Raw genomic sequence first — 24,983 nt, 5'->3', positions numbered from 1 at the left:
GACGAAGTCATGCCGCAGCTGCCCCAGTGGCATATGTCTGGAAACGCGCCGGGACTGTTCAGGTTCCCTTGAATAATTTTATTTCAGGCCGGGCGCCGCTTGGCCCGTTTGCCCAGATGCCAGGTCATGGCCATGGAAACGCAATGGGTAACGGCGTCTGTCGATTGCCCGGAGCGCCTTAGGATTATCGCCCGTCTTCCCTCGAATTCGAGTTCGTCCCGGTAAAGCTCGCGAAAACTCGAGACGATATCCGTATGGCAAATGAACATCAGGCCGACCGAGCCGTCCTCGCGCGGACTTATCCTCACGGAGGTCCCGATCCCAGGCCGTGAAGGCGCATAGCTCGGCTCACCCCATTTGAGGCTTTCGGTGAGGTCCGACACCTCGTCGAGTTTCGATGCCGTGCGGTAGATCAGTTCCCGGAGCTCGATGGCTATCGCCCTGGCACGTGCCGGAGCGGCGTCGAAAACGGGACGGATTTCGTCAGATGCCGGCGGAACGCCTCTATCTTCGGACTGGTCGCTCAAAATCCGCCCTCGCCTTGTCCACCTTTGCCCGGCACTCGCAGCCCGCGATGTGATCGTTGACGAGACCCATGGCCTGCATGAAGGCATAGACCGTGGTGGGGCCGACAAAACTCCAGCCGCGCTTCTTGAGGTCCTTCGAAATCCTCGTCGATATCTCGGTGGTCGGATTGGCGCGCAGCGTCGCGTAATCCATGGCAGCGGGCCGGTCGGCCGCTCCCGGCTCCCAACTCCAGAAATAGGCGGCCAGAGAACCGCATTCCTTCTGAAGCTCGATCGCACGATTGGCGTTGTTGATCGTCGAGACGATCTTGCCCCGATGGCGGATGATGCCTGCGTCCTGAACCAGCCGTTCGACATCGGCGTCACCGAACGTGGCGACCTTGTGAAAATCGAAGCCGGCGAAGGCGGAGCGGAAATTCTCGCGCTTGCGCAGGATCGTCAGCCAGGAGAGGCCTGACTGGAACCCTTCGAGGCAGATCTTTTCGAAGAGCCGGACATCGTCGGCGACCGGCAGGCCCCACTCATGATCATGATAATGAAGATAATCGGGAAGGTCCCCGGGCCAGAAGCAACGCGTCACCCCGTCTGCTCCGACGATAAGTCCGTCGTGATCCGTCATCAAAAACTCCTGCGCCTGTACTCGGAACGCCAAAGGTTAACAGCCGCGCCCCCGCCGTCCACCCGATTAAGAGCACGCTAACCGCTTTCCTCAAACCGGCAGTAACCCTACCCCGAGCTTTATCAGATCGATCGCCATTTAGCGGCAGCAGATTCACCTTTTAATCGCCGATCGGAGTCAGGGTTTGCCTCAAGCGGGCAGCTCTCACTCGAGGGTTTTGCACGTCCGGTCCGTTTTTGTTTGGAGTTCGGAACCATGAAAAGCCTTGTTTCTCTCGCCCTTGCCGGCTTCGTTGCCGCCGGGGCGCCTGCCGCAGTCGCGGGCGAACGCTATGTCCAGCGTCCTCCCGTCGTCCTAAGCCCCGACCTGTCGGCCCCCTGGGTCATGCAGCTCGGCGGAAACGCGGCCCCGCGTGGCGGCGTCGTCTATCAGCAGCCGCAAAGGGTCAAGCGGACACAGGCCGCCTACCAGATACGGCCAACGAGGCGGGACGGCGTAGTCCTTCCCTCACAGGTCCGGCGTCCGGCCCCGGCCGCCTATGCGGCGCCGAAGCCACAGGCCAAGCAGCAGGCCACTCCGCAGATCGATCCGCGCTACCTGCCGCAAGACGTCGCGTATGACAGCCAGGAAAAGCCCGGAACCATCATCATCGACACCAACACGCGCCATCTCTATTTCGTACTCGGCAACGGCAAGGCCCGTCGCTACGGCGTCGGTGTGGGCAAGCCCGGTTTCGAATGGGCCGGCACGCACAAGATCACGCAGAAGCGCGAATGGCCGAGCTGGACCCCGCCGAAGGAAATGATCGAGCGCGTGCGTCTGAACGAAGGCCGCATCCTGCCCACGCACATGGAAGGGGGCCCGGCCAATCCGCTCGGCGCACGCGCCATGTATCTCGGCTCGACCCTCTACCGCATTCACGGCACCAACCAGCCCTGGACGATCGGCCAGGCCGTCTCCTCGGGCTGCATCCGCATGCGCAACGAGGACGTGATGGATCTCTACGAGCGCGCCGAGGTCGGCGCCAAGGTGATCGTCAGCTGATGCCCCGGTCCCGGTGGCGCATCGGCGTCATCGGGACCGTCTCCTCATCGCAACCGCGCGTGCCGGGGCAAGGCCCCGCGCCGGAGCGATCACATTTCCGTCAAATTCTGGCTTCCGGAGGTTGATCACCCGGGCATGAATGTTAGTTTTGCCCAGGGGCCAGATCATTTGATGGAGAACATGCCGTGCCGACGAGACGACTTTTCATAGCCGCCATCGCCGCGTTTTCGATTGCCGGAAATGCCGCCCATGCCTTCCCGCTCGGCACCATGCCAAGCAACGATCAGCAGGATCGCCTGCCGGTCGTCGAAGTCGCATCGAAGAAACCGAAGCCGGAATTCATGCGCAAGAAGGTGCGGCTCGAAACCAGCGAGCGGCCCGGCACGATCATCGTCAACACCAATACGAAATATCTCTATTTCGTCGAGGGCAACAACCGCGCAACCCGCTACGGCGTGGGTGTCGGTCGCGACGGTTTCGGCTGGGGCGGTACCGTGAAGGTGGGCCGGAAGGCCGAGTGGCCGGACTGGCGTCCGCCCGCGACCATGATCCGCCGCGAAGCCGCCAAGGGCCGCAAGATCCCGCATTTCGTCGAAGGCGGCATCAACAACCCGCTCGGCGCGCGCGCCATGTATCTCTACAAGGGCGGCCGCGATACGATCTACCGCATCCATGGCACCAACCAGCCCTGGACCATCGGCCTCAACATGTCGTCGGGCTGCATCCGGATGATGAACCAGGACGTCGAGCATCTCTATTCACGCGCGCCGGTCGGCACCAAGGTGATCGTCGTCGGCCCCGGCCAGAGCGCCGACACATACTACCGGGATCGCGGTTTCGACTTCTTCGGAACCATCTTCGGCGGCTGACCGCCAAGGACCGACGGACATACGACGACGTACGGGGGGCGCTCAGGGCGCCCCTTTTTATTTCGCGCTATCCGGCCGCTTCCACCGCCTGCTCGGACGGCAGGGGCTCGACGCCATCGAGCTGCCGGGGCCTGGGGCCGCCATATGCCCAGTCGAGAAGTTCGACGGTATGGACGACAGGAATGCCGGTGCCGCTGCCGATCTGGGTGATGCAGCCGATATTTCCGGCAGCGATGACCTGCGGCTTCGTCCGCTCGATGTTCCTGACCTTGCGATCGCGCAGCTTGGCGGAAATCTCCGGCTGCATGATGTTGTAGGTACCGGCCGAGCCGCAGCAAAGGTGACCCTCGGCAGGTTCGCGGACGGTAAAGCCTGCATTGCGCAGGAGCGCCTTGGGCTGCACCGTCACCTTCTGGCCGTGCTGGAGCGAACAGGCCGCGTGATAGGCGATCGTCAGCTTGCCGATAGCCGCAGGCTCGGGCAATTCGATCGCGCCCAGATATTCGGTGATGTCCCTCGCAAGCGCCGAGACTTTCGCCGCCTTTGCCGCATAATCCGGGTCGAGCCGCAGCATGTGGCCGTAATCCTTGATCGTCGTGCCGCAGCCCGACGTCGTAATCAGGATCGCATCGAGCCCGCCATTGTCGATGAGCCCTGTCCAGGCATCGACATTGCGCCGCGCCGCAGCGAGCGAATCGTCCTCGCGGCCCATGTGATGGACGAGCGCGCCGCAGCACCCCTCGCCTTCCGCCGCCGCGATTTCGATCCCGGCACGGGCGAGCAGGCGCCTTGCAGCCGCATTGATGCCCGGATCGAGCACCGACTGCGCACATCCCGCCAGAATGGCGACGCGTCCCCTTGGAGAGATCGTCGGAACGGGCGGTGCGGAACGATCGGGCTCCGGCACCGATTGCGGCGCAAGGCTCAGCATGGCCGCGATCGGGCGCGCCGGCCTGATCGCCTTGAAAAGCGGAATGAAAGGCCGCCCCAGCGCCGAGGCCTTGAGCGCCCATCGGAAACGCGAGGGATAGGGAAGCACGAAGGCCAGCATGTTGCGGATCAGGCGGTCGGCGAGCGGGCGCCTGTAGGTTTTCTCGATATGGACACGGGCGTGATCCACCAGATGCATGTAGTCGACGCCCGAGGGACAGGTGGTCACGCAGGCCAGACAGGACAGGCAGCGGTCGATATGGGTGACCACCTCCTTGTCGGCCGGGCGGTCGTTCTCGAGCATGTCCTTGATCAGGTAGATGCGCCCGCGCGGGCTGTCGAGTTCATTGCCGAGCGTGACATAGGTCGGACAGGTGGCCGTGCAGAAACCGCAATGGACGCATTTGCGCAAGATCTTTTCGGACTCCGCCACGCCGGGATCCTGAAGCTGCTCGGATGTGAAATTAGTCTGCATGCCTGCGTCCTGTGTTGCCGGCGGCGACGTTCGACCGCCGGCCTGCGAGAATGGGTTCAGATAAGCCAGCTATCCGGATGAAGGATCGGCTTGTTGCGGCCGAGTTTCTGCAGGCCGATGACAAGGCGAACGACCATCAGCACCGCGACCGCGACCATCAACGGCATGCCGATCAGCACGACGAAGAGCAGGAACGAGATGAAGCCGTAGAGAAGCCCGAGCCAGAAGGTTCTGATGAGCCAGGTATAGTGCGTCTCCAGCCACTCGGAACATTTGCCGCGGTTCATATAGGCCAGCACAACGCCGATGATGACGGTGATGCCGCCAAGCGCGCTCACCAGATAGAGGGCGTAGATCACCTGAAGATTGGCCTTGCCCGGTTCGAGCCATCTGTCGGTATTTACCCCTTGATCCTCGCTCGGAGGCGCGGGTGGCTGCATCCGATCACTCATGCCATTCCCCTTTCCTGAACTGAAGATGCGTTTGCTTCAGGCCGCCGGCGCCATGCGCCCCGGATTGAAGATGCCTGCGGGATCGATGGCCTGGCGTATGCGCGCCGAAAGCGCGCCGAGCGCGGCCGGTTCATTTTCGAAGACCTGGACGGAGGCTCTGACAGGCTCCGCCGCGCGAACGAGCGTCGCATGCCCGCCGCCGAGCCGGGCGATGAAGGTGCGGATCATTTCGTCTTCCACATCCTGCTCCATCTGCAGCCAGACGAGGCCGCCCTGCCAGTCGTAAAAGGCATCGACGCCCGTATTGAGCCTGAGGGCCGCGACAAGCTGGTGGCCGGCGGAGGGCGCGACCGAAACGCGCCAGAGCGGCTTGGCGCGATGCTCGGCGAACGGCATCACATCGCGGACCTCGCGCCAGATCGCCGCGCTCTCCTGCGCATTCAACAAACGCGAGTCGCCGAAAGCCGCCATGGCCGTCGCCAGCTTGTCCTTGCGCACGAGAACGGATTGCGAGAGCCCTTCCAGCCGCAGAAGCGTTACCGGCTCCCAGTCGAGTTTGCCACCCAGAAAACGGTTGACCACGCTGACCGGCAGATGAGCGGCGGACGACACCTCAACGGGCAGAGCCATGGCAGCGGCCATCGCAGCCGCGGCTTCGGCATCGTTGAGACCGGAAACGACCAGAGTTGCCGTGGTCTCGGGCTTCGGCAGCACCTTGAAGGTGACCTCACTCAGCACACCGAGCGTGCCCCAGGAGCCTGCCATGAGCTTGACGAGGTCGAGGCCGGTCACGTTCTTCATCACCCTGCCGCCGGACTTGATGATCTCGCCGCGGCCGTTGACGAAGCGGACGCCGAGAAGACTGTCGCGGGCGGCGCCCGCCGTCAGACGGCGCGGCCCGGAGACGTTCGCCGCGAAGACGCCGCCGATCGTCGGCTCGCCGTCGCTGCCGAGAACAGGGCGATGATCCATCGGCTCGAAGGTCAGCATCTGGCCGTTGCGGTCGAGTTCGTCCTCGATCAGCCTGAGCGGCGTGCCTGCCTTTGCGGACATGACGAGTTCGGCAGGGTTATAGGCGGTGATACCGGCGTGACGGGACAAGTCGAGCGTGGTAGCCGCCTGCACCGGCCGGCCCATCCCGCGACGTGTACCGCCGCCGAGGATTTCGAGCGGCGTTGCTGTCGATGCCGCATCCGCGACGACGGCAGCGATCTCCTCTTCCGAGGCCGGCGTGAGGGGATGGGTCCTCATTTGCCCGACCGTCCTTCGAGCGGGAAAACCTTTGAGGGATTGAAGATCCATTTGGGATCGAAGGCCGAGCGCACCCGCATCTGCTGATCGAGGTCGGCGGCGGCGTATTGATGGGTCATCAGGTCGCGTTTCTCGATCCCCACCCCGTGCTCGCCGGTCAGGCAGCCGCCGGCATCGACGCAGAGCTTGAGAATGTCGTTGCCCGCGAGTTCCGCCTTCTGCGCTTCCTCGGGATCGTTGGCATTGAAGAGGATGAGCGGGTGCATGTTGCCGTCACCCGCGTGAAAGACATTGGCGACGCGCAGGCCGTATCTGGCGACGATCACGCTCGTTTCCCTCAGCACGTGGGAAAGCTGGCCAAGCGGCACGGTGCCGTCCATGCAGATATAGTCGGCGATGCGCCCGGTAGCGCCGAAGGCCGACTTGCGTCCCTTCCAGATGAGTGCGGCCTCGGTGGCCGACTGGGATTCCTTGATCGTGCTGACCCCGTGCCGCCTGGCGATTTCGATGATGCGGGCCAGCATGGCGTCCATTTCCTCGTCGGAGCCCTCGACCTCGACGATCAGCAGCGCATCGACATCCATCGGATAGCCCGCCTGGGCAAAAGCTTCGCAGATCTCGATGGCCGGCTTGTCCATGAATTCGATGGCAACAGGGATGATGCCCGCGCCGATGACTTCCGAGACACAGGCGCCGGCCGCTTCCGATGTGGGAAAGCCGAAAAGAACCGGACGCGCGCCTTCGGGCTTGGCGAGCAGACGGACAGTCGCCTCGGTGATGATGCCGAGCTGGCCTTCGGAGCCGCAAATGAGCCCGAGGAGATCGTAACCCGCTGCGTCGAGCGCCTTGCCGCCGATCTCCACGATCGATCCATCGAAGAGAACCATGCGCACGCCGAGAAGATTGTTGGTCGTCACCCCGTATTTCAGGCAGTGCGCGCCGCCGGAATTCATCCCGATATTGCCGCCGATGGTGCAGGCGAGCTGGGAGGACGGATCCGGTGCATAGAAAAAGCCGTCCGCATCGACGGCCTGGGAAATCGAGATGTTGGTGACGCCCGACTGGACCACGGCACACCGGTTGGGGAGGTCGACCTCGATGATCCGGTTGAGCCGGGACAGGCCGACCACCACCGCATCCTCCTGCGGGATCGCGCCGCCCGACAGTGACGTGCCCGCCCCACGCGGAATGACCGGAATACCCTCGCGGTGACAATATCTGACGACGGCGGCCACCTGCTCCGTCGTCTCCGGCAATGCCACGGCCAGCGGCAGACGGCGATAGGAGACGAAGGCGTCGGTCTCGAAGGGCACCAGTTCCCGCTCTTCGGTGACCAGCGCATCGTCGGGCAGAAGGTCGGCAATATCGGCGAGGATGGCCGCACGCCGGCTCAGAATGGCCGGGTCCGGCTTGAGAAATGCAATCATCTCGCTCACGTCGCTCTCCTCCCGCAGCTTGCAACAGGCTTTGCGCGAAGTGGTATATATTTCTTACCACTCTTGCAATAGCGGCTTTCGTCGCACCTCACCGCCAGCTGCTGGCATCGGCCCGCAACCATGATAACCATAGCAAGGACGCGGTCAAAACGGGAGTAAGCGGATTGGGAAAACTCGAGGACATGCAAGTTTTCGCCCAGGTGGTCGCCACGGGCTCGCTTTCCTCTGCGGGCCGCGAGCTCGGCCTCTCCCCGGCAGGCGTGTCGAAACGGCTGCGGCGGCTCGAGGAAACGCTCGGCACACGGCTGCTGCAACGGACCACCCGGCAGATCTCGCTGACGGAAGCCGGCCAGGCCTATTTCGAGCGCATCGGCCCCCTGCTTGCCGGCATAGAAGACGCCGAACACTTCATCTCCCGCCGGTCCGACGCGGTGCGCGGCACGCTCAAGGTGTCGGCGCCGACCTCGTTTGGACGGATGCATATCGCGCCCCACATCAATGATTTCATGCGAAGCCATCCGGAACTGGCAATCAACCTGCAGCTCAGCGATACCTTCGTCGACATCGTCGGCGAAGGCTTTGATCTGTCTATACGTATCGGAGAATTGACGGATTCCAGCCTCGTCGGTCGCAAGCTCGCGCCCGTGCGCCGCATTCTCTGCGCGGCGCCTTCCTATCTCGACCAGCGGGGGATGCCGGAGACGCTGGCTGATCTCGCGGATCATCTCTGCCTGCCGCCGCACAATCACGACACCTGGAAGCTGGAAGGTCCCGAAGGGCCTGTGACCTATCGGCCCGATGGCCCGTTGAAGACCAATTCCAGCGAGGTGATCCGCGAAGCTGTCATCGGCGGCGCCGGCATCGCGCTGCGCTCCACATGGGATGTCACCGCGGAACTGGACGCAGGCAAGCTCGTGCAGGTACTGCCTGCCTATGAGGGCAGCCGCAATGTCGGAATCTACGCGCTCTATGCCAGCCGCCAGTTCCTGCCAGCCAAGATCCGCGCATTCATCGACTTTCTGGTGACACTCTATCAGCCGATGTTCGGCGAAAGCCATTGAGTGGATAAGTTTGTTGACCATGACGCGTTCCCATTGCTAGTTTCGCAGCCCGGAGAAGCGCATGAGCGAGAACATTTTCGACCGGATCGACCACGGCCGCACGGCTGACGAAGTGGTGTTCCAGATCGAGGTCCTGGTTTTGGAAGGTGTGTTGCGGGTCGGCGACCGTTTGCCGGGCGAGCGCGAGCTTGCGCGCCAGTTCGACGTGTCCCGTCCGATCCTGCGCGAGGCGCTCAAGGAGCTCGAAAGCCGCGGACTTCTCGTCACCCAGCACGGCGGCGGCACCTATGTGGCCGACGTGATCGGCCAGGTCTTCACCCGGCCGGTGATGGAACTGATCGCGCGCCACGGCAAGGCCACACAGGATTACCTCGAATATCGCCGCGAGGTGGAAGGTACTGCCGCCGAGTTCGCCGCCCTGCGCGCGACCGAGGACGACAAGGCGCTGCTGACGCGGATCATCGATTCCATGAAGGCCGCGCACGTCAAGGACGACTTTGCAGAGGAAGCGGCGATCGACGTCGAGTTCCACAATGCGGTCGGCGAGTGCGCGCACAACATCATTCTCCTGCACACGCTGCGCTCGTGCTACCGGCTCCTGTCCGAAGGCGTCTTCTACAACCGCGCGATGATCTACAATCTCGGCGGCGCGCGTGAGAAACTGCTCGCACAGCACGTGGCCATGTACGAGGCCATCATGGCGCATGACCCGCTGGCGGCGAAGGCGGCGGCGCGCGAGCACATGGATTTCGTGGTGCGCGCCATGGCCGAGGCGCGACGTACCGGCGAGTGGGAGCGGGTATCGCGCCTTCGCCTGCAACAGAGATTACCGACGCTGGGTCCGACCGGCAAAACGAGAAAAGCAAGACCGTCGGAGGCGGCGCAGTGAATCATTCGACGACCCCTACCCCTTCCTCGGCTCTGACCCCGGATCCGGAAAACCGCCCACGCGTGGCCCTGTTCGTGACCTGCCTGGTGGATCTGTTCCGCCCGTCCGTCGGTTTTGCCGCGGTCAAACTGATCGAGGATGCGGGGTGCGAAGTGCATGTGCCGGCGGCACAGACCTGCTGCGGCCAGCCGGCCTACAATTCCGGCGACAAGACCGATACGCGCGAGATCGCCGAACAGGTGATCGAGGCCTTCGAGGGATTCGACTTCATCGTCGCGCCTTCCGGGTCCTGCGGGGCCATGATGAAGAAACATTACCCGGAACTCTTTGCGGGCGACCCGGCATGGGAACCCCGCGCCAGGGCCTTCGCGGAGAAATGCCACGAGCTCGTATCCTTCCTCACCGACGTGATGATGGTGCGCGATACGGGTGCCGCCGTTTCGGCCGAGGTGACCTATCACGATTCCTGTTCGGGGCTTCGCGAACTCGGCATCAGGGACCAGCCGCGCAAACTGCTCAATGCCGTCGAGGGCATCACCATCAAGGAGATGCAGGACCCGGACGTCTGCTGCGGCTTCGGCGGCACGTTCTGCGTCAAGTATCCCGACATCTCCAACGCCATCGTCACCAAGAAGACGGGCAACATCGAAGGCAGCGAGGCCGAGATGCTGCTGGCCGGAGACCTCGGCTGCCTGATGAACATGGCCGGCAAGCTGAAGCGCTCGGGCTCGACCGTCGAAGTCCGGCACGTTGCCGAAGTTCTCGCCGGAATGACCGATACGCCACCGATCGCCGGAAGCGGCAAATAGGAGCGGCAGATGGAACTGACGTCAGACCGTTTCAAGGAACATGCGCAGAAGGCGCTTCTAGACGCGCAGTTGCAGCGTGCGCTCGGCAATGTCGAAAAAGGCTTCATAGGAAAGCGCCAGATGGCCGCCGATGCGCTGCCGGAATTCGACGCGATCCGCGACAATGCCCGCGACATCAAGAACCACACGCTTGCCCACCTCGATCTCTATCTCGAAGCCTACGAGAAGAAGGTGACCGAAGCCGGAGGCATCGTCCACTGGGCGGAGAACGCGGAACAGGCGCGCGCGATCGTTCTCGACATCTGCCGCAAGGCCGGCACCAGGACGGTGAACAAGGGCAAGTCGATGATCACCGAGGAGATCGGGCTCAACGACTATCTGGCAGAGAACGGCGTCACGCCGGTCGAGACGGACCTCGGCGAATACATCATCCAGCTCCGCGGCGAACATCCGAGCCATATCATCGCGCCCGCCGTTCACCTCAACAAGGAACAGGTGGAGAGCGATTTCCGCCGCGTCCACACCCATCTCGAAGCGGCGCGCGACCTGTCGGAACCGGCAGCCCTGCTCAGCGAAGCCAGACAGGTGCTCCGGCAGAAATATTTCGAGGCCAAGGTCGGCATAACCGGCGCCAATTTCCTGATCGCCGAAACGGGTTCCTCGGTGATCGTGACGAATGAGGGCAATGGCGACCTGACCCAGACGCTGGCGGATGTGCATGTCGTCGTCGCCTCGATCGAGAAGATGGTGCCGACGCTCGAGGACACGGCGCAGATCCTGCGGCTCCTGGCGCGTTCGGCGACCGGGCAGGACATGAGCTGCTACACGACCTATTCGACCGGCCCGCGCCGGAAGGGCGATCCCGACGGGCCGAAGGAATACCACGTCGTTCTTCTCGACAACGGCCGCTCGTCGATGCTCGGCACCGAATATCAGGAGATGCTCCGCTGCATCCGCTGCGGGGCCTGCATGAACCACTGTCCGGTCTATCAATCCGTCGGCGGGCACGCCTATGGCTCGGTGTATCCCGGGCCGATGGGCGCCGTCCTGACGCCTTCGCTCAACGGCATCGAAAAGACCGGACAGCTGCCGAACGCCTCGACCTTCTGCGGCCGATGCGAGGCCGTGTGCCCGATGCGCATTCCGCTGCCGAAGATGATGCGGCACTGGCGCGAACGGGAGTTCGAAAGACACCTCACGCCCACAACGGCTCGCTACGGGCTGAAATTCTGGGCCTTCTTCGCCAAGCGACCAAAGCTCTACCGAATAGCGGCATCCTTCGGCATTCCGGCGCTCAGCGTCCTCGGAGGCACGAAGCACCGCTTCCGCTCGCTGCCCTTTGCCGGCGGCTGGACGCGCCATCGCGACCTGCCCGCGCCGCAGGGACGGACCTTCCAGCAGCAATGGCAGCAACGCGAGGCGCTCAAGCAGAATCCCAGTCAGGAAAGGGCCGCCTGATGAGCGCGCGCGATTCCATTCTCGCACGGATCCGCAAGGTCAACGCATCCGGAGGGGATGAAGAAGGCCGCAGGCAAGCCGTATCCGCCCGGCTTTCCGGTTCGCCGCGCGGCATCATGCCCAAACGCGGTCAGCTTGCCGATACCGAGCGGCGGGAGCTGTTTCAGGCGATGGCGCAGACATTCGGCGCGACCATAGCCGAGGTCGGCGACTATGCGGATGTGGCGGGTGCGGTCTCGACCTATCTGCGGGAGCACAATCTGCCGGCCAGCATCCGCATCGGCGATGACGCACGGCTGAAGAATGCCGGATGGGACGGCGAGCGCACGCTCGACGTCCTTCATGGCGCATCCGACGGCAACGATCTGGTCGCGGTCAGCCATGCCCTGGCAGGTATCGCGGAAACCGGCACGGTTGCGCTTCCCTCCGGCGCCGACAATCCGACGACGCTCAATTTCCTGCCCGACCACCATATCGTCGTGGTCAAGGCGGCGGATATCGAAGGCGATCTCGAAAGCATCTGGGACCGGCTGCGCGGTGCGCTCGGAAAGGGGCAGATGCCCCGCGCGCTCAATCTGGTGACAGGCCCGTCGCGCTCCGGCGATATCGAGCAAAAGATTTTGCTCGGCGCCCACGGCCCCCGCGCGCTGCACCTGATCATCGTCGATTGATGGCGAGCGGCATCGCCATAGAGGATGCCGCAACGCCCGACGGCACGCGCCTCGTTGCCATCGGTGACATTCACGGCTGCCTGGGACTACTGGATACCCTGCTCGAAGCCATCGACGCAGAAATCGCTGCGGACCGTCCCGACGACTGGCGCATCCTGACGCTCGGCGATCATACCGATCGCGGCCCGAATTCGCGCGGCGTCATCGACCGGCTGATCGAGCGCTCCGACGATCCGCGACATCTCTCGCTCTGCGGCAATCACGATGCCGGGATGCTCAGTTTCCTGACGAACGGGGACAGCCATCGCCTCTTTGTCGAATTCGGAGGCTTGCAAACGGCTGCCAGCTATGGCGTCACACTCGATACATCGGATGGAGCGCGGCTCGAGGCTTCCAGGCAGGCGCTCATCGATGCGGTGCCTTCAACCCATCTCGCCTTCCTGACCGGCCTGCGGGCGTCGGCCGGTTTCGGCGACTATTTCTTCTGTCATGCGGGCATCCGTCCGGGCATACCGCTCGACCAACAGGCACGCGAGGACCTGATCTGGATCCGTCAGGAATTTCTCACCTGTGGCGAACTTCATCCCAAGCTGATCGTGCATGGCCACACACCTGCGGATCATCCCGAAATCCTGCGCAACCGGATCAACATCGACACACGCGCGTATTCCACCTCGGTGCTGACCGCGCTCGTGGCGGAGGGAACCAAGAAATGGCTTTTGCAGGCGAGCGAGGATGGCGTCGCCCGCCGCGAACTGGCTTGACGGAGGGACGCAATCAGGGCTTGCTTGGCTTCCAAGGGATGGGACCGGCCTCATGGATATTTCGCTTCACCTCTATCTCGCCTTCATCGCAGCATCACTGATCATCCTGGTGATCCCCGGGCCGACCATCGTTCTGGTGATCGGGCAGGCGCTGGCACAGGGACGTCGCGTGGCATTCGCCAGTGTCGCGGGTGTTGCCCTTGGCGACCTGATCGCCACCGGGTTCTCAATGGCCGGTGCAGGCGCAATCCTCGCCACATCGGCGACGCTCTTCCAGATACTGAAATTCGCGGGCGCGGCCTACCTCGTGTGGCTCGGGCTCAAGATGTGGCGCACTCCGGTCGCCCTGCCGGAGATTCCGTCGCAGGGCGTCGAGAGCGAAGCGCCCGCAGCGGCACTCCTCCCGGTGTTCCGCGACTCGTTCCTGGTCACCGTCCTCAATCCCAAGGGCATCCTGTTCTTCGTCGCCTTCGTACCGCAATTCATCGATCCAGCGGGCGCCTACGGCACACAGGCGATCGTCTACGTGCTTACCTTCATGCTGCTCGGGGTGATCAATGCGGCCGCCTATGCGCTGCTGGCGTCATCCGCGCGACGGATCGTCCGGCGCCCTCAGGTCCTCAGAGCCGTGACGCGGACGGGCGGATCGCTGCTGATCATGGCGGGGGCTGCCGCCGCTCTCACACGCAGGGCAGGCTGACATGCCATATCAAAATCGCGTCGATCCGGCGGGCGATCTCTTTTCCTCGGAATCGAGGGGCCTGTTCATCGGCAACCGCGGCGTCATACACGATCCGGAGACGAAGACGCTCGGCGGCAAGCGCTGGTCGACGACAGCCTGGATCTGCTGCGCGCTTTCCTACAGGGAGAGAAAGCGCGACGTCTGGGGCAAGAACGGCCGAAACGGCGGCGCAGGCTGGACGGAATTGTTCTTCCTCGACGAGATCACCGCGCTGGCCGCCGGGCATCGGCCCTGCAACACCTGCCGGCGGGAAAATGCCACCAGCTTCAAGGCAGCATGGTGCGAGGCCAACAAGGGCAAGGGTGCGGCCACCGACATGAACAGGACCCTGCACGCCGAGCGGCTGCATTCGCGTTCGAGGAAGCCGGAGACGGTCAGGCCGGCCTCGCTCCCCGACCTTCCGGACGGAACGATCGTGCTGGCCGGGGCGACCTATTTTGCTCTCCGCGACGGCCGGGCGCTTCCCTGGGGGTTCAGCGAATATGCACCGGCGCTCAACTTCTCGAACCTGAATATCGAGCCGATCACGGTGGTGACCCCGAAATCCGTTATCGGCTGCCTGAAGGCCGGCTACAGACCGGAATGGCACCCTTCCGCCGACCAGGCGGCTTGACCCGCGCGCCCGGCATCTTCATTGCTGGACCATGCGTGCAAACTACAAACTCAAACGCCTGTTCGTCGACGCTCCCATTTCCGCCGGTCTGGCCATCGCGGCGGAAAAGGAGCAGTCGCATTATCTTCTGACCGTTCTCAGGATGGAGCCGGGAGCCGAACTCCTTCTGTTCAATGGCCGCGACGGCGAGTGGCGGGCGCGGCTCGAGAGCCCCGCGAAGAAAAAAGCGGTTCTCGTCCCGCTGGAACTGGAGCGAGCCCAGCCCCCTGCGCCCGATCTTGTCTTCTGCTTTGCGCCGATCAAGGCGGGCCGTCTCGACTGGATGGTCGAAAAGGCCGTGGAGATGGGCGCCGGCGTCATTCAGCCGGTGATGACGCAATTCACCCAGAACACCCGCCTCAACCCAGACAAGATGCAAGCCTGGATTCTGGAAGCGGCGGAACAATGCGGCGTGCTGGCGATCCCGGAACTCGCGAATGCGACGAAACTCGACGATCTGCTTGAGCGCTGGGACCTGTCCCGCCATCTCGTCTTCTGCGACGAGGACAGCGCCACCGACAATCCGGCGGCGATACTCGCGACGCTAAAGGGCGAAAGGCTCGGGCTACTTGTCGGACCGGAAGGCGGCTTTTCCGACGACGAACGCGAAACGCTACGGGCAAAACCCTTCGTGACCGCAATTCCGCTCGGGCCGCGCATCCTGCGTGCCGACACGGCCGCGGTCGCGGCTCTGACAGCTGTGCAGATGGTTTGCGGCGATTGGGGCAATCGCAGCTGAGACGGACGGTCACCCGACGCCTCATTGTTCAACCATCTTTGTACCAGTGTTCAGAGCTTTTGACTTGCGTGATGGATCATTTGTCTCCAATCAGGTACGGCTTTCGCCCTTGAGCCATAAATGGCACGAGAGATCGACCCGACTGCTCTGACGGAACTCCCATGGCACGTGATACCACCGACGATACGCTGATCAGCTCGCCTGACGAACTGTCCGGTTACCTTGCAAGCGGCTGCAAGCCGAAGTCCGACTGGCGCATCGGGACCGAGCACGAGAAGTTCGTCTTCTTTGCCGAGGGCAACCGTCCGGTGCCTTATGCCGGGGAGCAATCGATCAGCGCCCTGCTCGAAGGCATGTCCGGGATGCTCGGCTGGGAACCCATCATGGATTCGGGCAAGATCATCGGACTTGTCGAGCCGACGGGCCAGGGGGCGATCAGCCTCGAGCCGGGCGGACAGTTCGAACTCTCCGGCGCGCCGCTTGAAACCATCCACCAGACCTGCCGCGAATCGAATGCCCATCTCGCGCAGCTGCGCGAGATCGCCGATCCGCTCGGCATTCGCTTCATCGGCATGGGCGGCAGCCCGAAATGGGGGTTCGGCGAAACCCCGCGCATGCCGAAATCGCGCTACGACATCATGACCCGCTACATGCCGAAGGTCGGCAGCCAGGGTCTCGACATGATGTACCGGACCTGCACCATCCAGGTGAATCTCGACTTCAGCTCGGAAACCGACATGCGGCGGAAGATGCAGGTCGGCATGAAGCTGCAGCCGCTCGCGACCGCGCTCTTTGCCTCCTCGCCCTTCACCGACGGCAAGCCGAACGGCCTGGTCTCCTGGCGCGGCGACATCTGGCGCGACACCGACAACCAGCGCGCCGGGCTTCTGCCCTTCGTCTTCGACGACGATTTCGGCTTCGAAGCCTACACCCAGTGGGCACTCGACGTTCCCATGTATTTCGTCATTCGCGACGGCAAATATATCGACGCCACCCATGTGACCTTCCGTCAATTCATGAACGGCGCGCTGAAGGGCGAGATCCCGAACCCGGAACCCACACGCGGCGACTGGACCAACCACCTGTCGACCGTCTTCCCGGACGTCCGCCTGAAGAAGTTCCTCGAAATGCGGGGCGCCGACGGTGGACCGTGGCGCCTCATCTGCGCCCTGCCCGCATTCTGGGTCGGGCTTCTTTACGACGACACGGCCCTCGACGAGATCCACGCTTACACGAGCGACTGGACGCTGGACGACGTGCAGGCCATGCGCGACGAGGTTCCGCGCCAGGGATTGAAGACCATGTTCCGCGGACAGAGCCTGCAACAGGTCGGCAAGACGGTGCTCGGCATTTCCCGCAAGGGGCTCGTCGCGCGCGCGCGGCTGAACTCGGAAGGCCATGACGAGAGCCACTTCCTTGCCCCTCTCGAGGAAACCGTGGCGCGCGGCACCACGCTTGCCGAGGAAATGCTGGCGCAGTACCGGGGGCGCTGGGAAGGTTCCATCGAACCGCTGTTTGCCGAATACGCCTACTGAGCCGGCGCCTCGCCTTCAGCCGTCATTGCCGCCTGCGCAACGGCAAGTTAAGCTCCCCCATACCAATCAGATGGGAGGACGCCGCGATGATGCCGCTTTACGATATGATGGCCCAGAACACCGAGGCCATGAAGGCGATGGCGCGTCAGTTCGGTCTGAGCGAAGCGCAGGTCGACCAGGCGATGGAAGCCTTGATGCCGGCCTTTTCCGCTGGGCTCAAGCGCAATGCCAACAACCCGATGGATGTCGGCAATTTTCTGCAGGCCCTCGCCGGCGGCCATCACGCCCAGTATTTCGAGAACATGCAGAAGGCCTTCTCACCCTCGGGCATCGAGGAAGGAAACGGCATTCTGGGCCATATCTTCGGCTCGAAGGACGTCAGCCGCGCCGTCGCCGCCCAGGCCGCAGCCGTGACCGGCATAGCGGAGAGCATTTTCAAGCAGATGCTGCCGATCATCGCCTCGATGGTCATGGGCGGGCTTTTCAAGCAATCCACCGGACAGATGCGCGGCAGCGCGGGCGGAGGATCGGGCAATGTGATCGCCGACATCATGACCGAGATGATGAAGGGCGGGTATGCAAGGCCGGGCGGTTCGTCAGGAGCGAACAATCCGCTGGGACAGATGCTCGAAAACATGATGGGCGGTTATTTCGGCGGCGGGCAAACCTCCGGCGCACAATCGCAGGACACCAACCCTTTCGCCAACAACCCCTTCGCCGACATCTTCAAGCAGATGATGGGCGGGGCGACCAGGCAGCCCGAACCCCAGCCGCAACCCGAACCAGACCCCGAACACAAGCCAAATCCCTATGAGGAGATATTCGGCCAGATGTTCGAATCCGGCCGGGAGATCCAGCGCGGCTATCAGAAGGACATGGAATCGATCTTCGACCAGTATCTTCAGGGCATGAAGGGCGGACGCTAGGATAAAAAAACCCGGCCGCAACAGGGCGCGCGGCCGGGGAAATGGCGGGCTGGGAACTTAGTTGGACAGCCCGCCGGGGACCTTTGAAATCCTTCAGAGACGGCGCATCTGGCGAGCGTTGGTGCGCGCTTTCCAGGCAAGCTCGATGGTCGGATCAAACTGATCATTGGCGACGAAGCTGTGGCGCAGATCGGCGCGGGTGAGACCGATATCGGCGAGCTGCTCGTCCGTCATGTCGTACAGTTTGTGCGCAGCGATGCGATTGCGCAGCGCCTGGTAGACGGCACGCAGGCGGCGGCCGAGCCTTGCCGATCCATAGTCGAGCGTTACTGCCCCGGATGCCTGATCTATGGGCAGTGGTGGGTTTATCCGGGAATGCCTGGTCATCGTTTTTTCCACTTCGTCTGGACCGGAGGCGCAACGACGGTCGGCGCCTTCTCCGGTGTCGACAACATGTCGAATGAGTATTGATCAGTCCAACGAATGTTTTTAATGTTGTTCATCAACAATCTTGATGGGACAAGTCCATGCCCGCACCTCTCGACATCGATCAGTTGCAGACCTTCATTGCCATCGTCGATTCAGGCAGTTTCACGCGTGCCGCGGAAAAGGTTTTCAAGACGCAGTCGGCCGTCTCGATGCAGATGCGACGGCTGGAAGAGCGGATCGGCAAGCCGCTTTTCATCAAGGATGGTCGCACCAACCGGCTCACGGACGAGGGCGAGCGACTGCTCGGCTATGCAAGGCGGATGATCCGGCTCAACAACGAGACGATGGCGGCCTTCGACGACCAGAAACTCGAGGGCATGATCCGCATCGGCACTCCGGACGACTATGCCGACCGCTACATGCCGGGCATCATCGCACGTTTTGCCAAAACCCATCCGGGCGTCGAACTCTATATCGAATGCGAGCCCTCGTCGGAATTGTCGGCGCGGCTGCAGCGCGGCGAACTCGATGTGGCGCTCGTTACCCACGATCCCCTCGAGCGCAGCTCCGAAGTTGTCAGGACCGAACCGCTCTACTGGGTCACCTCGATGAACCATACGGTGCATGAGGATCCGGTCGTGCCACTGGCTGTCGGACGGACGTCGTGCCGCTGGCGACACCTCGCCTGCGCCGCGCTCGATGCCTCCGGACGCGAGTACCAGATCCTGTTCACCAGCTGGTCGGCTACCGTCGTGACGTCGGCCGTCCTGAGCGGGCTTGCCGTCTCGCTGCTGCCCGAGTGCGCGGTCAGGCCGGGCATGCGTATCCTTTCGCAGCTCGACGGTTTCCCCGCCCTCGCCCCCGCCCAGATCGGGCTCATGCGCCGGCCGGGCGCGCCGAAGGCGCTCGTCGATGCCCTGTGCGGCCATATCGCGGCCAGCCTCGACAACATCACGCCCGTGACCGAGGAAGACGAAACGGCCAAGGGCAATAGTCGCCGCGATCGCGGCATACGGGCCGATGCGCCCACCCTTGCCGCCTGGTAGGCCGGGCAACAAAAAACCGGGGCCGTAAGGCCCCGGTTCCGTTTCATGTCGATGCCGGAAGGGTTCAGGCAGAAAGGTCGAACCGGTCGGCGTTCATCACCTTGTTCCAGGCCTTCACGAAGTCGGCGACGAACTTGCCATTGGCATCGTCAGCCGCATAGACCTCGGCCAGCGCACGAAGCTGCGAGTTCGAACCGAAGACGAGGTCGACGCGGCTTGCCGTCCACCTGACTTCGTCGGTAGCGCGATCACGGCCCTCATAGACGTGTTCGTCGTCTTCGGCCTGCTTCCACGCCACGCCCATGTCCAGCAGGTTGACGAAGAAATCGTTCGTCAAAGTACCCTTGCGATCGGTGAAGACACCGTGCGGCATGTCGCCATGATTGGCACCAAGCACGCGAAGGCCGCCGATGAGAACGGTCATCTCCGGAGCGGTCAGGGTGAGAAGCTGGGCGCGATCGACCAGAAGCTGCTCGACAGGCACGGTGAACTCGGCATCCACATAGTTGCGGAAGCCATCGGCACGCGGCTCGAGCGGCTCGAAGGATTCGGCGTCGGTCTGCTCGGCGGTCGCATCTGTGCGTCCCGGCGCGAAAGGCACGGAGACGTCATGGCCGGCGTCCTTTGCAGCCTTCTCGATAGCGGCGGCACCGCCGAGAACGATCAGGTCGGCCAGCGAAACCTTCTTGTTGCCCGACTGGGCGCCATTGAAGTCCTGCTGAATGCCTTCATAAACGGCAAGGACCTTCCTGAGCTGTTCCGGCTCGTTGGCTTCCCACTCGTTCTGGGGCGCCAGACGGATACGCGCACCATTGGCGCCGCCGCGCTTGTCGGAACCACGGAAGGTCGAAGCCGACGACCAGGCGGTGTAGACGAGTTCGCGGACGGAAAGACCGGATGCGAGGATCTTCGCCTTGAGGCCGGCAATATCGGAGGCATCGACAAGTTCGTGATCGACGGCGGGGACCGGGTCCTGCCAGATCAGCTCTTCGGCTGGCACTTCCGAACCAAGGTAAAGAACCTTCGGGCCCATGTCGCGGTGGGTCAGCTTGAACCAGGCGCGCGCGAAGGCGTCGGCGAACTTGTCCGGGTTGGCGTAGAAATCGCGCGAGATCTTCTCGTAGGCCGGATCAAGGCGAAGCGCGAGGTCGGAGGTCAGCATGTTGGGCGTGCGGCGCTTGCCCGGCTCGTGCGGATCCTCGATGGTGCCCTGTGCCTCGGCATTCTTCGGCTGCCACTGGTGCGCACCGGCCGGGCTCTTGGTCAGCTCCCACTCGTATTCGAACAGGTTGTGGAAGAAGCCCATGCCCCATTTCGTGGGTGTATCGGTCCAGATGACTTCGAGGCCCGAGGTGAAGGCGTTCTTGCCACCCTTGCCGTCGCCCGAGGTCCAGCCAAAGCCCTGTTCGGCGATATCAGCGCCTTCCGGCTCGGCGCCGACGATGTCGGCAGTACCCTGACCGTGGGTCTTGCCGAAGGTGTGGCCGCCGGCGATCAGCGCGACCGTTTCCTCGTCGTTCATGGCCATGCGCGCGAAGGTATCGCGGATATCCCTGGCCGAGGCCAGCGGATCCGGCGTCCCGTTCGGGCCTTCCGGGTTCACATAGATCAGTCCCATCTGCACGGCAGCGAGCGGGTTTTCGAGAGCACGGCCTTCGCTGTAGCGCTTGTCGCCCAGCCACTCTTCCTCGGTGCCCCAGTAAATGTCCTGCTCGGGCTCATAGATGTCGTCGCGGCCGCCGCCGAAACCGAAGGTCTTGAAGCCCATGGTTTCCAGCGCAACGTTGCCGGCGAGAATCATCAGATCAGCCCAGGATAGCTGCTTGCCGTACTTCTTCTTGACCGGCCAGAGCAGACGACGGGCCTTGTCGAGGTTGGCATTGTCCGGCCAGCTGTTGAGCGGGGCGAAACGCTGCGAGCCGGAGGTCGAGCCACCGCGTCCGTCGGCTGTGCGGTAGGTGCCGGCGGAGTGCCAGGCCATGCGGATCATGAAGGGACCGTAATGGCCCCAGTCAGCCGGCCACCATTCCTGGCTGTCGGTCAGAACCTTGGCGATATCCGCCTTCACTTCGGCGAGGTCGAGCTTCTTGAACTCTTCGGCATAGTTGAACGCCGGGTCCATCGGGTTACCTGCCGGCGCATTCTGGTGAAGAATGCCGAGATTGAGCTGGTTCGGCCACCAGTCACGGTTCGAACGACCGCCAAAACTTGTGTTGTGCATGACCGGGCACTTGCCCGATTTCTCGACTTTAGCGTCCATATTCCGTCTCCCATCCTCAAGGATGTTATTGATTTTCCACTCCGAAAAGGAGCGATCTCAAGCGCGTTGAAATTCCGTCCGCCGAGCACGGTTCAACCGTGTTTAGCGCTGCCACCTGACAGTTGCACGACAACGTCGTGGATGCCGGCTCAGCGCTTCGGAGTCGAATTCCTCCCTCTCGCGCGACTTCTCGCGCGGATGACAATGAGGGATCGTCTCGATAATTTCCAATTGTATTTTTGTATTTTATCGATAGCTTTTCCCTATCATGATCACGCTCAAGCAAATGACCTATTTCGATGCCCTGGCGCGCCGCCTCCACTTTGGTCAGGCGGCACAGGACGTCCATGTTTCGCAACCGGCGCTATCCACCCAGATCGCCGAGCTGGAGCGCCGGCTCGGCTGCGTTCTGATCGAGCGCAATCGCGGCGCGGTGGTGCTGACGGAGGCCGGAGAACAGCTTTTGCCGGGTTTCCGCCGCGTTCTCGATGAAGTGCGCCTGATCGAGGAACAGGCGCGCCAGGAACAGGGCGTGCTGAGCGGAACCCTGAAGCTCGGGCTCATTCCCACGATCGCGCCCTATCTGCTCCCCTCTCTCGCCCCGGTGCTGACCGAACGCTTTCCGAAGCTCGAATTCCGTGTGAAGGAAGCGGTGACCGAGACGCTGGTTCAGCAGCTTCATGCAGGCAGTCTCGACGCAATCGTCGCGGCACTGCCGATCAACGAACCATGGATCGGGCATACGGAGTTGTTTGCCGACCGGTTCTTCATGGTGGCAAGCGAAAGCGACGATGTCCTGGTCTCCCCGCTCAACCAGCATCATGTCGCACTCGACCGGCTCCTGCTCCTCGAGGAGGGACATTGCCTGCGCGACCAGGCGCTGGCGCTCTGCGAGGACAGGCCAGAGGCCAATCTCGTCAATTACGGCGCGACGTCACTGACGACACTTCTGCAGATGGTCGCGAGCGGCATGGGCCGGACGCTGCTGCCGGAAATCGCGCTGCCGGCGGAAAGCCTCAGGCGTGGCGACATCCGGATCATGGAGTTCGCGCCGCCTGTGCCTGAGCGGAACATTGCGCTGTTCTTCCGTCGGGGCACACACCGCCGCACGGATTTCGATGCTCTTGCGACCATCATCACCCAGATCTCGGCTTCGATCATCGACGACGCTCGGCAGGCGCTGGCGTCATACGAGGTCAGAGCGACGCCATGAGAAGGTGAACGGCGAGCCAAATCCACAGAAGCAGGCAGGCGAGGAAGCCGACGATGAAGATCGGACGGCGCAAACGCAGCTTGTTGGAGCCGATATGGATGATCGTGTGGGCAAGGCGTGAAATCACGAAGACCCAGGCGAGCAGCAGCACCGCGTAATTGACGCCCGCCGTCATCTGCAGCGACAGGCAGACGACGAAGAACAGGACCGGCAGTTCGAACTGATTGGACAGGTTGCGAACCGCCGTGGCGCTGTATTCGGGCTCGACGGTCGGCACCTTGTAATCCGCCGGTTTCGCGCTTCCCCGCCGCACCCCTTCGAGCCGGCGGCGGGACATGATGATGTAGACGGCGAAGGTAAGTGCCGCCTGGATGATCATCGGCCAGAATAGTGCGGTATTCGTCATGGCATACTCCTCGAGAGCCGATGATCATGAGATCTTGTCAGCCGGCAAGCCTGTTCCGATCAGGCGCCGCCGGGATAGTTCGGGCTTTCGCGCGTGATCGTGACATCGTGGGCATGGCTCTCGCGCAGGCCCGCGCCGGTGATCTGAACGAAGGCCGCGCGTTCCTGGAACGACTTGATGTCGGCGCCGCCGACATAGCCCATGGCGGCGCGCAGGCCGCCGGCGAGCTGGTGAAGAACACCCGAAACCGGCCCCTTGTAGGGGACCTGCCCCTCGATGCCTTCCGGCACCAGCTTGAGGGTGTCGCGCACCTCCGCCTGGAAATACCGGTCCGCCGAGCCGCGCGCCATGGCGCCGACCGACCCCATGCCGCGATAGGCCTTGAAGGAACGGCCCTGGTGCAGGTAGACCTCGCCGGGGCTTTCATCGGTGCCAGCCAGAAGCGAACCGACCATGACGGCTGATGCCCCGGCTGCAATCGCCTTGGCGAGATCGCCGGAGAACTTGATGCCGCCATCGGCGATCACCGGGATGCCCTGGCGATTGGCTTCCTCGACCGACGACATGATGGCGGAAAGCTGCGGCACGCCGACGCCCGCGACGATGCGGGTGGTGCAGATCGAACCCGGGCCGATCCCCACCTTGACGGCATCCGCGCCGACATCGATGAGCGCCTTGGTGCCGTCGGCCGTGGCAACATTGCCGGCCATGATGCGTACCGAGTTCGACAGTTTCTTCACCCGGGCGACGGAATCGAGAACGCGCTGGGAGTGGCCGTGCGCCGTATCGATGACGATAAGGTCGATACCGGCATCGAGCAGGCGCTCGGCGCGCTCGAAACCGTCATCGCCGACGGAAATCGCGGCAGCGGCGCGAAGGCGCCCCTGCGCATCCTTCGAGGCATTCGGGTTAAGCTGCGACTTCTCGATGTCCTTGACGGTGATGAGGCCGACGCAGAGCCCCTCGCCGTCGACAACGAGCAGCTTCTCGATGCGGTGACTGTGAAGCAGCCGCTTGGCTTCCTCCTGGTCGACACTTTCCTTCACCGTGACCAGGTTTTCCTTGGTCATCAGCTCATGGATCTTCTGGTCGGGATTGGAGGCGAAACGGACATCGCGGTTCGTCAGGATACCGACGAGACGGCCGGGGCCATTGGGGTCGCGGCCCGCATGCTCGACCACCGGAATGCCGGAAATGCCGTGCGCACTCATCAGTGCGAGCGCTTCCGACAGCTTGGCTTCGGGCTGGATGGTGACCGGGTTGACCACCATGCCGCTTTCAAACTTCTTGACCTGACGGACCTGCTCGGCCTGCTCGACCGGGGTGAGGTTCCGGTGAATGACACCAATACCGCCGGCCTGGGCCATGGCGATGGCGAGGCGACCCTCGGTGACCGTGTCCATGGCCGAGGACAAGATCGGCAGATTGAGGTCGAAATCCTTGGCGATGCGCGTGGAGATGTCGGTCTGCCCCGGCATGACCTCGGAATGGCCCGGCTGGAGAAGGACGTCGTCGAATGTGAGGGCGTGGGTGCCCGTGGCTGTTTGGAGAATGTGCGCCATCGCTAGCTTCCTGTCAGATGCAGATTTCGGGAATCCGCCTTTCGCGTTGGCAAGGGCTGGTAACACGCCTTTGTGCGATGCGGAAGACCGGATCGGCCCAAATGGACAGAAAGTTCGTTCGCACCCCTGTCAGGCCGCCATCAGCGTTTCGCAGGACCTGCATGCGCCGTCCGGAAACAGAAAAGCCCGGCGCGCGATGCGCCGGGCCTTCGTTCGTA

The 24,983-nt window shown here is 63.1% G+C and carries 25 protein-coding genes; 15 read left to right on the top strand and 10 right to left on the bottom strand.

From position 1 onward, the window contains the following. Positions 1–83: 83 nt before the first annotated feature. The gene (locus E2A64_RS05005) at positions 84–527 is read right to left on the bottom strand and encodes a DUF1801 domain-containing protein (RefSeq protein ID WP_133283305.1); all 444 of its coding nucleotides are present in this window, start codon (positions 525–527) and stop codon (positions 84–86) included. Further along, entirely contained in the window at positions 505–1,146 is a 642-nt protein-coding gene (locus tag E2A64_RS05000; protein ID WP_133283304.1) for a DNA-3-methyladenine glycosylase I, read from the bottom strand. The genes E2A64_RS05005 and E2A64_RS05000 overlap by 23 nt, the downstream gene beginning before the upstream one ends. A 255-nt stretch (positions 1,147–1,401) precedes the next feature. On the opposite strand from E2A64_RS05000, the gene E2A64_RS04995 reads away from it, so the two are divergent. After that, positions 1,402–2,190 carry a L,D-transpeptidase gene (locus E2A64_RS04995; RefSeq protein ID WP_133283303.1) on the top strand — a complete coding sequence of 263 codons (789 nt, stop codon included), beginning with the start codon at positions 1,402–1,404 and terminating at the stop codon, positions 2,188–2,190. A gap of 269 nt (positions 2,191–2,459) precedes the next feature. Continuing rightward, positions 2,460–3,059, top strand: a complete 600-nt coding sequence (locus tag E2A64_RS04990) for a L,D-transpeptidase (protein ID WP_133284263.1) — start codon at positions 2,460–2,462, stop codon at positions 3,057–3,059. Between the two features lie 67 nt (positions 3,060–3,126). On the opposite strand, the gene glcF is transcribed toward E2A64_RS04990, so the two are convergent. The 4 genes from glcF to E2A64_RS04970 are packed head-to-tail and all read right to left on the bottom strand — an operon-like array spanning position 3,127 to position 7,603. Continuing rightward, positions 3,127–4,464: a glycolate oxidase subunit GlcF gene (glcF, locus tag E2A64_RS04985; protein WP_133283302.1), complete on the bottom strand. Its 1,338-nt coding sequence runs from the start codon at positions 4,462–4,464 to the stop codon at positions 3,127–3,129. Between the two features lie 56 nt (positions 4,465–4,520). Beyond that, the gene (locus tag E2A64_RS04980; RefSeq protein WP_133283301.1) at positions 4,521–4,916 is read right to left on the bottom strand and encodes a DUF4870 family protein; all 396 of its coding nucleotides are present in this window, start codon (positions 4,914–4,916) and stop codon (positions 4,521–4,523) included. A gap of 36 nt (positions 4,917–4,952) precedes the next feature. Beyond that, positions 4,953–6,167, bottom strand: a complete 1,215-nt coding sequence (gene glcE / locus E2A64_RS04975) for a glycolate oxidase subunit GlcE (RefSeq protein ID WP_133283300.1) — start codon at positions 6,165–6,167, stop codon at positions 4,953–4,955. Next, a complete protein-coding gene (locus E2A64_RS04970; protein WP_133283299.1) occupies positions 6,164–7,603 on the bottom strand; it encodes an FAD-binding oxidoreductase in 1,440 nt (479 codons plus the stop codon). The genes glcE and E2A64_RS04970 overlap by 4 nt, the downstream gene beginning before the upstream one ends. Positions 7,604–7,785: 182 nt before the next feature. Here E2A64_RS04970 and E2A64_RS04965 point away from each other — a divergent pair, with 182 nt between their 5' ends. From E2A64_RS04965 to E2A64_RS04915, 11 genes are all read left to right on the top strand, one after another. Continuing rightward, a complete protein-coding gene (locus E2A64_RS04965) occupies positions 7,786–8,664 on the top strand; it encodes a LysR family transcriptional regulator (RefSeq protein ID WP_174235743.1) in 879 nt (292 codons plus the stop codon). 61 nt (positions 8,665–8,725) lie between these two features. Continuing rightward, positions 8,726–9,553 (top strand): FadR/GntR family transcriptional regulator, encoded by an 828-nt coding sequence (locus E2A64_RS04960; RefSeq protein ID WP_133283297.1) that lies wholly within the window; start codon positions 8,726–8,728, stop codon positions 9,551–9,553. Between the two features lie 32 nt (positions 9,554–9,585). Next, positions 9,586–10,362: a (Fe-S)-binding protein gene (locus E2A64_RS04955; RefSeq protein WP_133284262.1), complete on the top strand. Its 777-nt coding sequence runs from the start codon at positions 9,586–9,588 to the stop codon at positions 10,360–10,362. Positions 10,363–10,371: 9 nt separating this feature from the next. Then, entirely contained in the window at positions 10,372–11,820 is a 1,449-nt protein-coding gene (locus tag E2A64_RS04950) for a LutB/LldF family L-lactate oxidation iron-sulfur protein (RefSeq protein WP_133283296.1), read from the top strand. Then, positions 11,820–12,491 carry a LutC/YkgG family protein gene (locus tag E2A64_RS04945; protein WP_133283295.1) on the top strand — a complete coding sequence of 224 codons (672 nt, stop codon included), beginning with the start codon at positions 11,820–11,822 and terminating at the stop codon, positions 12,489–12,491. Before E2A64_RS04950 ends, E2A64_RS04945 begins: the two co-directional genes overlap by 1 nt. Further along, entirely contained in the window at positions 12,491–13,255 is a 765-nt protein-coding gene (locus E2A64_RS04940; protein WP_133283294.1) for a metallophosphoesterase, read from the top strand. Before E2A64_RS04945 ends, E2A64_RS04940 begins: the two co-directional genes overlap by 1 nt. Before the next feature lie 58 nt (positions 13,256–13,313). Further along, on the top strand, positions 13,314–13,955 hold the full coding sequence (locus E2A64_RS04935) for a LysE family translocator (RefSeq protein WP_133284261.1): 642 nt from the start codon (positions 13,314–13,316) through the stop codon (positions 13,953–13,955). A gap of 1 nt (position 13,956) precedes the next feature. Then, complete coding sequence (locus E2A64_RS04930; protein ID WP_133283293.1) at positions 13,957–14,610, top strand: hypothetical protein; 654 nt, start codon at positions 13,957–13,959, stop codon at positions 14,608–14,610. Between the two features lie 31 nt (positions 14,611–14,641). Next, a complete protein-coding gene (locus E2A64_RS04925; RefSeq protein ID WP_133283292.1) occupies positions 14,642–15,388 on the top strand; it encodes a 16S rRNA (uracil(1498)-N(3))-methyltransferase in 747 nt (248 codons plus the stop codon). Positions 15,389–15,549: 161 nt separating this feature from the next. After that, positions 15,550–16,923 carry a glutamate--cysteine ligase gene (locus tag E2A64_RS04920; RefSeq protein ID WP_133283291.1) on the top strand — a complete coding sequence of 458 codons (1,374 nt, stop codon included), beginning with the start codon at positions 15,550–15,552 and terminating at the stop codon, positions 16,921–16,923. Positions 16,924–17,012: 89 nt separating this feature from the next. Next, positions 17,013–17,849, top strand: coding sequence for a DUF937 domain-containing protein (locus tag E2A64_RS04915; RefSeq protein WP_342210780.1), 837 nt, complete (start codon positions 17,013–17,015; stop codon positions 17,847–17,849). A 93-nt stretch (positions 17,850–17,942) separates the two neighbouring features. Here E2A64_RS04915 and E2A64_RS04910 read toward each other — a convergent pair whose 3' ends face one another. Next, positions 17,943–18,236 (bottom strand): YjiS-like domain-containing protein, encoded by a 294-nt coding sequence (locus E2A64_RS04910; protein ID WP_133283289.1) that lies wholly within the window; start codon positions 18,234–18,236, stop codon positions 17,943–17,945. Between the two features lie 140 nt (positions 18,237–18,376). Between E2A64_RS04910 and E2A64_RS04905 the strand changes: the two genes are divergently transcribed. After that, on the top strand, positions 18,377–19,324 hold the full coding sequence (locus tag E2A64_RS04905) for a LysR substrate-binding domain-containing protein (protein WP_133283288.1): 948 nt from the start codon (positions 18,377–18,379) through the stop codon (positions 19,322–19,324). A gap of 64 nt (positions 19,325–19,388) precedes the next feature. Here the strand turns inward: E2A64_RS04905 and katG are convergent, their stop codons facing one another. Beyond that, positions 19,389–21,584: a catalase/peroxidase HPI gene (gene katG, locus E2A64_RS04900; protein WP_133283287.1), complete on the bottom strand. Its 2,196-nt coding sequence runs from the start codon at positions 21,582–21,584 to the stop codon at positions 19,389–19,391. Between the two features lie 268 nt (positions 21,585–21,852). Here katG and E2A64_RS04895 point away from each other — a divergent pair, with 268 nt between their 5' ends. Continuing rightward, the gene (locus tag E2A64_RS04895) at positions 21,853–22,797 is read left to right on the top strand and encodes a LysR substrate-binding domain-containing protein (RefSeq protein WP_133283286.1); all 945 of its coding nucleotides are present in this window, start codon (positions 21,853–21,855) and stop codon (positions 22,795–22,797) included. On the opposite strand, the gene E2A64_RS04890 is transcribed toward E2A64_RS04895, so the two are convergent. Together E2A64_RS04890 and guaB are read right to left on the bottom strand one after the other, a co-directional pair. Further along, positions 22,781–23,203, bottom strand: coding sequence for an MAPEG family protein (locus tag E2A64_RS04890; protein ID WP_133283285.1), 423 nt, complete (start codon positions 23,201–23,203; stop codon positions 22,781–22,783). The genes E2A64_RS04895 and E2A64_RS04890 overlap by 17 nt on opposite strands. A gap of 59 nt (positions 23,204–23,262) precedes the next feature. Further along, complete coding sequence (guaB, locus tag E2A64_RS04885) at positions 23,263–24,765, bottom strand: IMP dehydrogenase (RefSeq protein WP_133283284.1); 1,503 nt, start codon at positions 24,763–24,765, stop codon at positions 23,263–23,265. Positions 24,766–24,983 lie beyond the last annotated feature (218 nt).

The sequence above is a fragment of the Pseudohoeflea suaedae genome, from assembly GCF_004354915.1.
Classification (GTDB): domain Bacteria; phylum Pseudomonadota; class Alphaproteobacteria; order Rhizobiales; family Rhizobiaceae; genus Pseudohoeflea; species Pseudohoeflea suaedae.
The sequence above is the reverse complement of the archived record's forward strand: the minus strand, read 5'-3'. Positions and strand labels throughout refer to the sequence as shown.

What these genes read in the sequence shown, in the direction of transcription:
- E2A64_RS05000 (WP_133283304.1), bottom strand. Translation starts at nt 1,146, where the DNA reads ATGACGGATCACGACGGACTTATCGTCGGAGCAGACGGGGTGACGCGT.
- E2A64_RS04915 (WP_342210780.1), top strand. Translation starts at nt 17,013, where the DNA reads ATGCCGCTTTACGATATGATGGCCCAGAACACCGAGGCCATGAAGGCG.
- E2A64_RS04960 (WP_133283297.1), top strand. Translation starts at nt 8,726, where the DNA reads ATGAGCGAGAACATTTTCGACCGGATCGACCACGGCCGCACGGCTGAC.
- E2A64_RS04920 (WP_133283291.1), top strand. Translation starts at nt 15,550, where the DNA reads ATGGCACGTGATACCACCGACGATACGCTGATCAGCTCGCCTGACGAA.
- guaB (WP_133283284.1), bottom strand. Translation starts at nt 24,765, where the DNA reads ATGGCGCACATTCTCCAAACAGCCACGGGCACCCACGCCCTCACATTC.
- E2A64_RS04940 (WP_133283294.1), top strand. Translation starts at nt 12,491, where the DNA reads ATGGCGAGCGGCATCGCCATAGAGGATGCCGCAACGCCCGACGGCACG.
- E2A64_RS04890 (WP_133283285.1), bottom strand. Translation starts at nt 23,203, where the DNA reads ATGACGAATACCGCACTATTCTGGCCGATGATCATCCAGGCGGCACTT.
- katG (WP_133283287.1), bottom strand. Translation starts at nt 21,584, where the DNA reads ATGGACGCTAAAGTCGAGAAATCGGGCAAGTGCCCGGTCATGCACAAC.
- E2A64_RS04980 (WP_133283301.1), bottom strand. Translation starts at nt 4,916, where the DNA reads ATGAGTGATCGGATGCAGCCACCCGCGCCTCCGAGCGAGGATCAAGGG.
- E2A64_RS04990 (WP_133284263.1), top strand. Translation starts at nt 2,460, where the DNA reads ATGCCAAGCAACGATCAGCAGGATCGCCTGCCGGTCGTCGAAGTCGCA.
- E2A64_RS04925 (WP_133283292.1), top strand. Translation starts at nt 14,642, where the DNA reads ATGCGTGCAAACTACAAACTCAAACGCCTGTTCGTCGACGCTCCCATT.
- glcE (WP_133283300.1), bottom strand. Translation starts at nt 6,167, where the DNA reads ATGAGGACCCATCCCCTCACGCCGGCCTCGGAAGAGGAGATCGCTGCC.
- E2A64_RS04950 (WP_133283296.1), top strand. Translation starts at nt 10,372, where the DNA reads ATGGAACTGACGTCAGACCGTTTCAAGGAACATGCGCAGAAGGCGCTT.
- E2A64_RS04910 (WP_133283289.1), bottom strand. Translation starts at nt 18,236, where the DNA reads ATGACCAGGCATTCCCGGATAAACCCACCACTGCCCATAGATCAGGCA.
- glcF (WP_133283302.1), bottom strand. Translation starts at nt 4,464, where the DNA reads ATGCAGACTAATTTCACATCCGAGCAGCTTCAGGATCCCGGCGTGGCG.
- E2A64_RS04905 (WP_133283288.1), top strand. Translation starts at nt 18,377, where the DNA reads ATGCCCGCACCTCTCGACATCGATCAGTTGCAGACCTTCATTGCCATC.
- E2A64_RS04945 (WP_133283295.1), top strand. Translation starts at nt 11,820, where the DNA reads ATGAGCGCGCGCGATTCCATTCTCGCACGGATCCGCAAGGTCAACGCA.
- E2A64_RS04995 (WP_133283303.1), top strand. Translation starts at nt 1,402, where the DNA reads ATGAAAAGCCTTGTTTCTCTCGCCCTTGCCGGCTTCGTTGCCGCCGGG.
- E2A64_RS04895 (WP_133283286.1), top strand. Translation starts at nt 21,853, where the DNA reads ATGATCACGCTCAAGCAAATGACCTATTTCGATGCCCTGGCGCGCCGC.
- E2A64_RS04965 (WP_174235743.1), top strand. Translation starts at nt 7,786, where the DNA reads ATGCAAGTTTTCGCCCAGGTGGTCGCCACGGGCTCGCTTTCCTCTGCG.
- E2A64_RS04930 (WP_133283293.1), top strand. Translation starts at nt 13,957, where the DNA reads ATGCCATATCAAAATCGCGTCGATCCGGCGGGCGATCTCTTTTCCTCG.